Here is an 8,494-nt window from a genome sequence, read left to right on the forward strand (position 1 = left end):
GTCTCGTTCGAGGCCTTGTAGTACCGGATCGCCTGGATCACGCCGGAAGCGTCGCTGGTGAAGCGCATACCCAGCTCGTAATCAGCCCCTGGCCCATCCGTGTTGTTGGTCAGGACGGGGGCCTGAGTGGTGAACAAGCTTGCCATGTTGTTCTCCCGCGCAGTCGCTTCTACTCAGTAAGGAAAATTCAACGAATCAAATCACGGAACGCGAAGTTAAATGAATTAAAAAGAATTTATATTTATTAGTGACATATTTTAATACCCTTGTGAAGCAAGCGGCGTTTGCACGGATGTCAATTTCTCTTGAGAAGGTGTGGTCCCAGTCAGCCTCCGGATCATGAACAGCTGCTGTCGGCTGCTCCCGTTGATGCAGCCCGCCCCAGGCGCGCTCGCTTCAGTGGAGGCGAAGATCTCGGCGCAGGGGTTCCGCGCGCTTCCAGACGAACAATCGCCGGCGGCGGTTTTGCAGTGCGGCGCCGCGTCACGCCCATAAGCTGGGCGAGAGACACCAAAAACGGGTGGCGGGCCGCGTACCCGCGCGATCGTCCTCACGATGTCGAACTCCTATGGCTCTATCCGTTTCGCGATCAGATCGGCGAACTCACCCAGGTTCCGGGCCGTCTCGACTTCGCCAACGCGGAATCGCACGCGAAACTTCTGCTCGACGGCGATGACGAGCGAGATCTGCATGAGCGAGTCCCACTCCTCGACGTCGGCCGCCGACAGCTCGGGCTTGGCCACGATCTTCTCAAGGAAGATACCGTCGAATACCTCCTGCAACTTCGCCAGTACCTCAGCCTGCTTCATAAGCCCTCCGGGTTACGCGGATCTTTGTCGAACGCGTCTGATACTTCTCCGCCGCGAGCTCGAACTCTTTTCGGGCGGCGGAGTCTTCCGTACGCACGAAGCCAAACTCCTCGTAGATCCCGGCGACGATCCCGTTCTTGGCCGTCGGAAGATAAATGCCGCGCACTTTCGCGCAGCCGGCGACCTCTGCAAGCCGAAAAATCTCGTTCATGATCTCGTCCTCGACCTGGCGCTTAAGCACGCGGCAGCTCATGAGCCAGGTATCGAGAACGAAGACGCCGCCCTCGATCTTTGCAATGACCACAGAGATGAGCCCGGAATCGCCGAACCGATCCTCGAGCCGCATCGTGAAGCACCGGTAGTCCGGCCTTTTCAGGAGCCCCTGGATCTCGGTTTCGGATCGACGGACCGTCGTCAGGTTGAACTGGTTGCTGCGCGCGATCAGCTGGGCAATGCGGGGTAGGTCGAGCGGGTCGAACTCCTTGATCGTGCCTCGCATCTCGAGCGAGGCTAGGTAGGCTGGCATGTCGGTTACGCTCGCCGCGAGCTCCGTACGTCGCCGTTCCTGCCCGTATTGCGCCGTCCGCTCGAGATCCTCCTCGGTGACGTTCCGTGGCTCGAAATGGCGCCCGGCCTGGAGGCGGCCGATGAACTCGGCGGGATCCGGCCCTAGGAGCACGCCTTCAACCTGGGGCTGAAACTGGCGCACGATCTCGATCTCCGCCGGGTTGTCGTCGGCAAAGACGAAGCTGTCCACGCCAACGCGGAGTTCATCCGCGATCCGCTGCAGGTTGTCGGACTTCGGGTCCCAATTGGCTTTGAAGGCCGCGAAGTGCTCCAGCCGGAGAACCATCTCGGGATGCTTCTCGAATACCTCGATCGCGCGCGCATGGTCGTTCTTGCTGCACACCGCAAGCAGGACGCCGCGTTCGGAAAGCGCAAGGAGGTACTTCTGGAAAGCCTTGAAAGCTTCGCCGCGGGGAGACGAGTCCCCAAGTTCGATTCCCTCGATACCGTCCTCCGCGATCACGCCGCCCCATAGCGTCTGATCGAGATCGAGCGCCAGCACCTTCTTCGGGCCTTGCTTACGGCAGGCGATCAGATGGCTTAGCTCTTGCGCGACGTCCACCAGAAAATCAGGTGAGCCGAGCTGCTTCGATTCGTACCATGCTCGCGCATCCTCCGCAGCCGTGATCCCTCGGCGTGCCGAGAGGAACTCGACGTCGCAGATTTGCACCTCAGCCGGGGCCCGGAGCCCGAGCTCAAGGTTCACCGCCTTGCGGAAACTCCAATCGGCCCCAAGCGTGCGCGAACGAAACGAGCCGAGATCGAGGTCGGCGGGCAGCGCAAGATTCGCGAGAATCACCGCCGCACCTGAGCGTTCGATGAAAGTCCGCGCGAGGTTGAGGAGCTGCTCCGCGGCGCCGACTGCAGCTTCGCGCTGATGTTTCACGGCATCGAGGAGCGAGCCCGAAAAGCGGCAATGGCTCGCGTTCGGCAGAATGAAGGCGAGATCCGGCTTGAAGGCGTACAGCGGACTCGAGCCGTCGAGGATTTCCGAGACGAAATTATCGTACTCGCCGAGGAAGCGTTCGCACTCGATTCCACGAATGGCCAGGAGGTGTTCAACCAGTTCATGCAACGGATACAGGTTGTAGCCGCCGATCAAGGCGAGTCGGAGTCTTGGCTGACCACTTTCGGTCGCATGTAGCTTCGCCTTTTTTCGAAGCGTCGACAGAAAGAACAGTTCGGAAAAACTCGCGGCCTCCCGCGAGCGGGCGGCGAGATGCCCCCAGAACGCGGCATCGCCGGACAGCGCTAAGGACTTGAGTTCGGCATCATTTACATGCCGGACCGGCAAAACGGGGACAGCGGCGAGAATAGCGAGCCTCCACTCAGAAAAGAAGCATCGTTTGATTGTCAGTCACATTAAATAATGATAATGTTCAGGTCAATTAAATATATTTAAGCCCATTAAATTAAGGTGAAATAAATAGATGACGGCGCATATGGGATCAGAGCCGCCGAGCTCGGGCACGCTTGCCGCCAAGACTGAGAATCTCAAACGGCTTCCTGAGGGAAACAACCTGGTCCTTCGAGAGGTCCGGCTGGAGGACTCCGCGCAAATCATCGCTTGGCGGAACGATCCCGTTCTCGGCAAGTTCATGACCCGCGAAAAGCTGACCTTGACCCAGCAGGAAGAGTTTTTCCGAAGTTACCAGGCGAGGGCGGACGACTACTATTTCATTGCGGAGTTCAAGCGCTCGAGAAAACCGGCTGCCAGCATCGCCCTTGCGAACCTGGATTTCGCGGCGAAACGCGGCGAGGTGGCGCGGTTAATCGTCGATCCGGGTGCGCGCCTCTTTCTGGCCGAGATATTCGATCTGCTTTTAGTCTTCGCGTTCGCGCAGCTAGGGCTTTCGGTCGTCGTAGCCAACGTGCAAAGCAAGAACGGGCCTGCGAAGAACTTCCATATTCGCCTTGGCTTCCAAATCGAAAAGATTTCGCCGAAGGCTTGGTGGAACGGCGACGACGTGATTACGTTTCGGATGTCGCGCGAAGATTATCCGCGGTTGAAGCAGGCCTGGTCGGCGCTGCTCCTTGATGCGCGGGAAGGTTAACTGCCCCCCGCAACTGGCCAGAGCAACGGAAGCAGCGCATCGCGCTTCCGGACGCACCCGTCTCATTGCGCTAGCAAGGGAAGAAGGAATAGCAGATGGACTTGCATTTTCATCATTTGGGAATGGCGTGCCGAAAGATCGCGGCGGAGTTGACGGAACTCGCGATAGCTGGCTACAGGCCTGAAGGACCGATATTCGAGGACCCGATCCAGCAAGTTCGGATCCAGTTCGTGTCAGGCGGCGGTCCGCGCCTGGAACTCATTGAGCCGGCCGGCGCACAATCGCCGGTGGAGGGTATCCTTAAGCGCGGCGGCAAATTCTATCATCTTGCTTACGAAGTGGGGCGGCTCGACGACGCGATCGCTTGCTTCAGGGAGCGGCAGTATCTTCCCGTATCGTCGCCTGCGCCCGCGGTCGCGTTCGACATGCGTCGCATAGTGTTTCTCGCCTCCGCGACGCGCACACTCATCGAGCTCATCGAGGCTAGGACCTAGTGTGAATTGGCGAAAGCTCGACGAGGGGCCGAGTAACGAGTTGCGCGAATCCGTCAGACGAAACGGTTCTACTGCGCCGAACCCACTCAGCAGCGCGGAGGCCGCCTGCCTGCAGTCTCACGATCGGTTCAGGGCCAATCTCCGACAGGAGAATGCCCATGTGCCCCAATGCCGGAGGCGCTGTTGGCCAAACGGCCAATCCATTTGCTGACAATACAGTTCGATCCATATCGCCCCAGAACTGCACGATAACGCCACCGGCGGGCGCGCAAGCAGCGAGGTGCGTTGCTTCCGGCGAACCGATACGAGGCTGAGCCGCCGGTCGCAGCGCGACGATGATTGCGTCCCACTCGTCGCGATACACAGCTTGGACGTTGTCAAAGGTGTCCACGCTCGCTCCAGAGCTCGTGAGACCGGCGCGGAGCGAGCCAACAAAGTCATTGTCACACAGCACACCAATGCGATTCCTGTACACGGGTAAACCGCAATCGTGGAGTTGCTTCACGCACAGTGGACCGAGAAACGAGAAGACATCGACTGACGGGTGGCGTTCGTTCACGCCGACAATCGGAATTCCGCGCCGTAAGCATGCTTCCATGTCGAGGTCCTTGGGGCGAAATTCCCAAGCCTCAAACATCAGGGCGATGACGGCCTCCCTTGGTAACTCATCAATGAGCGCCGCGGTAAGAGGCCGAAGATGGCCGCTGTTAGTTACAATATCCGTTTGATGGAGGATATCCGGGGTGATCTGCTCCAGGACGTCGATGCGATCGGCCACACCGACCGAATCTGCAAGCTCCAGAGTTTGTTGCCTTGCGTCAGCTGGTGTGCCGTGCCGCGTAGGTTTCGTGAAGGCATAGACGTGCCTGGCTCCGGCCATCGCTGCGAGGACGGCCGTCACGGCATACGCGCCGGTCGCAGCCTCGGTGAGGACCGTTAGTTCCGACAGGTCTAAGAGCGTTGCCGTCAGCGCTCGGCTCATCAAGGCTCCTAGACGCGGCAGTGAGAATCCTGGTCGCAAAGCCGTGTCGAAGCCAGACCGCAATTGCCTAAATGCTGCTCCGGTCTCGGTTCCGGTCATGAACTGACTTTCGTTTTTACCACTTGGCAAGAGCGATGCTTTGTGCGCCGCATATGTGATCGAGCTGCCCGGAGCTCGTTATGCGCCGAAAGGGTTTTATGAGCGAAAGTTGCTTAGAGTTAATTAATGTATTTATAATTATAATATTTCCAATTTAATGTCAATGGCTGCCCTGTGGCCGAGACGGCGCGTAGTGTAACCTCAATGCTCGTAACGGACTGTGCTACCGGGGCGCCGTTGAGGGCTATGCTGTGACGGCGGTCCGCATTTTAAATTGTTGAATTAACAAATTTAATTTGCAGGTATGTCCATTCTGACCTATTTTCACCTCCGAGACGATTGGAGGAGAGGAGGACACTGATGACCCACCTCGATACCGACGGCGAAGATCGTCGTGAGTTCTTGAAAAGCTGCGGAAAATTTGCCGCCGTCACCCCTCCTGCCATGACGCTGTTGCTGTCCACCTCTCTTACTTCAGCCGCGATAGCCAGTTCAGGCGGTCATATTGTGCACGGCAACAATGGCTACGGCAACGGCAGCGGTGACGGCAGTCCGAACAATAAAGAGGATCGCGATCGCTAGATGTTGCTGTGGACAGCCGCGCCATAGCGGTGTCTACGGCGTCGCGACCGTCGCGGGGCTCAACCGGTGCGGCGGCGCTTGCGGCTGGATGAACGGTTGATCAACAAATCGTCCAGCTTCTTGCCGGCTCGGAGCTGCGCCTTCAACCAGCGGGGTTGCTTGCCACGACCGGACCAGGTCTCGGACGGGTTTTTCGGATTTTGATACTTCGGCAGCACTGGCGGGTAGGGGCGGCGCGCACGTTCGCCGTTGGGGGCCCCGGAAGTTCCCTCGATCCTGCGAAGCCGCTCTTCGAGCTTGGCTTTTTCCGCAATCATTCTCCGACTAAGAACAGTCGTCACTTCATCGTAAAGCCGCCACAGCTCGGCTGTGGCCGCGGATGCCCACTCGTCGTTCCCCATGGAAGCCGTCCCCACTACTTCCGATTTGAAATAGGAGGGGGGCTTATCAGGTCGAAGCCCCGTCGGGCAAGCCTGATCAGCCTGCCCGCAGAACTCTAGTGTGCAGTGCGGTACTTCTTGGGGCTACCAGCCGGGCCTGTGCCTTCGACCGGCCGGTCGCCTCCCAGCCGGTCTCCGCCGGCGGACCCTTCGCATCGGGCCGAGCAAGCGCTGCTCGGCCATCGACACACGACTACGTAAATTCTGCAATTCAGTGAATTGAACGATCAGAGATTCATGCGTTTGCCGCAAAACAGCCGAAGAATACATGTGACCACCTACTCATTACCAGCGATGACCCGTGACCGCAGATTGAAGTTTGCCGGGTTAACGAAAATGTCGCCCGAACTTTGCTGACCAGGTTTTCATCGGTGCCCCTGCCGAAGCAGCCGTTATCGTTCGAGACGTCTGATTAATGGTTAGAAAATTTCCACTCCTCATATTGATGTTGGATGAAAAGTCTTACTTTTTGAGCCTCCTCCGTGTTATGGGTCGAGGCTTTTCAGCCTCCTCGCTCCGGTCAAGTTTGTCGAATGTTAGATTTGAATCATGAATGTGACTATATATCGTTCGTAATAAGTGGTCGGTGATGAGCTTGATGGCTGTTAACCAATCCTGACAAGGCAGCCACATACTGGACCGCCAGATCTGCGGGAGAGTTTTGCAGATCATGGCCAGCTGAGAAGGCGCTGTTTTGTAGATGAATCGGCTGCTTCGGATTTTCCGTGGAGGACCGCAATCCTACGGTGCTGCATGCATTCTCAAAGCGAGTTACAGTGGTGTGGCCATCATGCGTTGCCGATACGCGCCGCGACGAATCGACAGTGCGGCGTTTTGGCAGAACGGATTGGTTGTGCTTCCCGCGCGTCTTGAGGTGAATGCAGGAATAAAAACTGCCGCGCGGGGTATCAGGGATAGGCAGGGGAAGCATGCGCCGCATCAGAGTCGTCATCGCGGATCGGCACCCGATCGTCTTGCAGGGGATCAGCAGCGTCCTTGCGGCGCAGCGCGATTTTGCGATCGTGGCCGCCTGCGGCGATACTGCAAGCTGCATTGGGGCGATCCGACTTCTGGTGCCGGATATTGCACTGGTCGATATTGCAATGCCCAGTATCAGTCGACCGGACATTCTGGCTATCGCAAACACCGCTGGCCAGGGTACCCGGGTCATTTTCTTCGCTGAAAAGGCCGGCGATCAAAGGTTGCAGACGCTGGCCGCGGGCCGCGCCTGCCTCGTCCTCACGAGGGATGCTGAGCCGGAGATGCTGGTCGCGACCCTGAGGAAGGTTGCGGAACGCCAGGGACCGGCATCGCGGTCGCCGTGCACAGGTGGCGAGGTCCGTGGGGAGTCTCACACCGGTGAGGAAAAGGCTCCGACGCAGCTGACCGACCGGGAGCGGCAGATCATGAGACTTGTATCGGAGGGGCTGTCGAACAAAGAGATTGGGCGTTTCCTGAACATTACCGACGGTACGATCAAAGTCCACCTTCACCACATCTTCCAGAAGCTCGATATCAGCAATCGAACAGTTCTCGCGGCATTTGCAATTTCGCAAAACGGGAAACATGCGGCCGCACGTGAACTCGCCTCTTCCGGCCTACTACAGCAGGATTCGGCGGTTCGAAACGACGAGGACGTTAAGCGAAGCAATGTCCTTCCGGAAGGTACGCGTTAGCTGGACACCGCATCATGCTGGGCGGTGAGCATCGGTTGCGGCGCGCAGATGCTCGGCCATGTTGCGGCAGGCTCCTTCGGCCTCAGCCAATGTTCGGAAGGGCGACCCGCTGATCTTGATCGCGCCATTGTTCTCGTAGAGTGGTCGCCAACTCGCCAGGTATCCGGAGCGTCCGTGAAAGCCTGGACCGGTAGGGCTCTCCAGGCTGATCACAAACGAGAAGCCATCGCCGCTCGCGCTCCAGATCTCCATGTTTTCGATGGGCCGGTGAAATTGCAGTGGCATGGCAATCATCCGTCGTGCGCTGCCCTTAATCAAGCTAATCAGATATATGCATATTAAATATTAGTTTGACACTCCAGATTGGGGTCCCGGCGCCGGGGCGAGCAAGCCCGAGGCCATGGAAATGCTGGCAATCTGCTGGCGGCGCACGCTTCGCAATCTCCATCTTTCAAACAAAATTCTGGTTGAAAGTCTATTTAATATATAATAGGAATAAAGCAAATTTAAATCAAGGGGAGCGCATCGTGAGCCAAAGTGGCAATGAAGATGACGACCGGCGGGCGTTCCTGAAAACCTGCGGAAGATTCGCGGCCGTGACACCCCCCGTCATGACGCTGCTGCTGTCGACCTCGCTGACCTCGACGGCCATCGCGCGTTCAGGCGGACAGAACGGAGCAACGCATGGCGACGACAGGGGCCAGTCGTTCCTCGACAACGACCGCCCGTCCTCTGCAGCGTCGGGGTCCTCTGGCGGCGGGGCACCTGGAGGCGGTGGCGGACCTGGGGGG

General features: G+C 58.2%; 10 protein-coding genes. 5 read left to right on the plus strand and 5 right to left on the minus strand.

The genetic code is table 11. The features are described from left to right. Positions 1 to 566: 566 nt before the first annotated feature. Both AC0L3K_RS38995 and AC0L3K_RS39000 read right to left on the minus strand, forming a co-directional pair. A complete protein-coding gene (locus tag AC0L3K_RS38995) occupies positions 567 to 809 on the minus strand; it encodes an acyl carrier protein (protein ID WP_018459426.1) in 243 nt (80 codons plus the stop codon). Beyond that, on the minus strand, positions 796 to 2,670 hold the full coding sequence (locus tag AC0L3K_RS39000; RefSeq protein ID WP_473368058.1) for an HAD-IIIC family phosphatase: 1,875 nt from the start codon (positions 2,668 to 2,670) through the stop codon (positions 796 to 798). The genes AC0L3K_RS38995 and AC0L3K_RS39000 overlap by 14 nt, the downstream gene beginning before the upstream one ends. 136 nt (positions 2,671 to 2,806) lie before the next feature. Here AC0L3K_RS39000 and AC0L3K_RS39005 point away from each other — a divergent pair, with 136 nt between their 5' ends. Together AC0L3K_RS39005 and AC0L3K_RS39010 are read left to right on the plus strand one after the other, a co-directional pair. Further along, positions 2,807 to 3,430, plus strand: a complete 624-nt coding sequence (locus AC0L3K_RS39005) for a GNAT family N-acetyltransferase (RefSeq protein ID WP_473368059.1) — start codon at positions 2,807 to 2,809, stop codon at positions 3,428 to 3,430. Positions 3,431 to 3,525: 95 nt separating this feature from the next. Further along, positions 3,526 to 3,924: a VOC family protein gene (locus tag AC0L3K_RS39010; RefSeq protein ID WP_473368060.1), complete on the plus strand. Its 399-nt coding sequence runs from the start codon at positions 3,526 to 3,528 to the stop codon at positions 3,922 to 3,924. Here the strand turns inward: AC0L3K_RS39010 and AC0L3K_RS39015 are convergent. Continuing rightward, positions 3,914 to 4,906, minus strand: coding sequence for a hypothetical protein (locus AC0L3K_RS39015; RefSeq protein WP_473299053.1), 993 nt, complete (start codon positions 4,904 to 4,906; stop codon positions 3,914 to 3,916). The two genes, AC0L3K_RS39010 and AC0L3K_RS39015, sit on opposite strands and share 11 nt — an antisense overlap. 459 nt (positions 4,907 to 5,365) lie before the next feature. On the opposite strand from AC0L3K_RS39015, the gene AC0L3K_RS39020 reads away from it, so the two are divergent. Further along, entirely contained in the window at positions 5,366 to 5,587 is a 222-nt protein-coding gene (locus tag AC0L3K_RS39020; protein ID WP_473368061.1) for a hypothetical protein, read from the plus strand. A gap of 59 nt (positions 5,588 to 5,646) precedes the next feature. Here the strand turns inward: AC0L3K_RS39020 and AC0L3K_RS39025 are convergent, their stop codons facing one another. Further along, on the minus strand, positions 5,647 to 5,988 hold the full coding sequence (locus AC0L3K_RS39025; protein WP_007592797.1) for an H-NS histone family protein: 342 nt from the start codon (positions 5,986 to 5,988) through the stop codon (positions 5,647 to 5,649). A 968-nt stretch (positions 5,989 to 6,956) separates the two neighbouring features. Between AC0L3K_RS39025 and AC0L3K_RS39030 the strand changes: the two genes are divergently transcribed. After that, entirely contained in the window at positions 6,957 to 7,703 is a 747-nt protein-coding gene (locus tag AC0L3K_RS39030) for a response regulator transcription factor (protein WP_354128789.1), read from the plus strand. Between the two features lie 12 nt (positions 7,704 to 7,715). On the opposite strand, the gene AC0L3K_RS39035 is transcribed toward AC0L3K_RS39030, so the two are convergent. After that, entirely contained in the window at positions 7,716 to 7,988 is a 273-nt protein-coding gene (locus tag AC0L3K_RS39035) for a hypothetical protein (RefSeq protein WP_166517484.1), read from the minus strand. A gap of 239 nt (positions 7,989 to 8,227) precedes the next feature. Between AC0L3K_RS39035 and AC0L3K_RS39040 the strand changes: the two genes are divergently transcribed. Next, positions 8,228 to 8,494 (plus strand): hypothetical protein (locus tag AC0L3K_RS39040; protein ID WP_473368062.1); only part of this gene is annotated, 267 nt, incomplete at its 3' end.

This window comes from Bradyrhizobium sp. MI1.10 (assembly GCF_055811035.1).

Excerpts from the sequence above, each read along its gene's own strand:
- AC0L3K_RS38995 (WP_018459426.1), bottom strand. The coding sequence starts at position 809 with ATGAAGCAGGCTGAGGTACTGGCGAAGTTGCAGGAGGTATTCGACGGT.
- AC0L3K_RS39005 (WP_473368059.1), top strand. The coding sequence starts at position 2,807 with ATGACGGCGCATATGGGATCAGAGCCGCCGAGCTCGGGCACGCTTGCC.
- AC0L3K_RS39010 (WP_473368060.1), top strand. The coding sequence starts at position 3,526 with ATGGACTTGCATTTTCATCATTTGGGAATGGCGTGCCGAAAGATCGCG.
- AC0L3K_RS39015 (WP_473299053.1), bottom strand. The coding sequence starts at position 4,906 with ATGAGCCGAGCGCTGACGGCAACGCTCTTAGACCTGTCGGAACTAACG.
- AC0L3K_RS39020 (WP_473368061.1), top strand. The coding sequence starts at position 5,366 with ATGACCCACCTCGATACCGACGGCGAAGATCGTCGTGAGTTCTTGAAA.
- AC0L3K_RS39025 (WP_007592797.1), bottom strand. The coding sequence starts at position 5,988 with ATGGGGAACGACGAGTGGGCATCCGCGGCCACAGCCGAGCTGTGGCGG.
- AC0L3K_RS39030 (WP_354128789.1), top strand. The coding sequence starts at position 6,957 with ATGCGCCGCATCAGAGTCGTCATCGCGGATCGGCACCCGATCGTCTTG.
- AC0L3K_RS39035 (WP_166517484.1), bottom strand. The coding sequence starts at position 7,988 with ATGCCACTGCAATTTCACCGGCCCATCGAAAACATGGAGATCTGGAGC.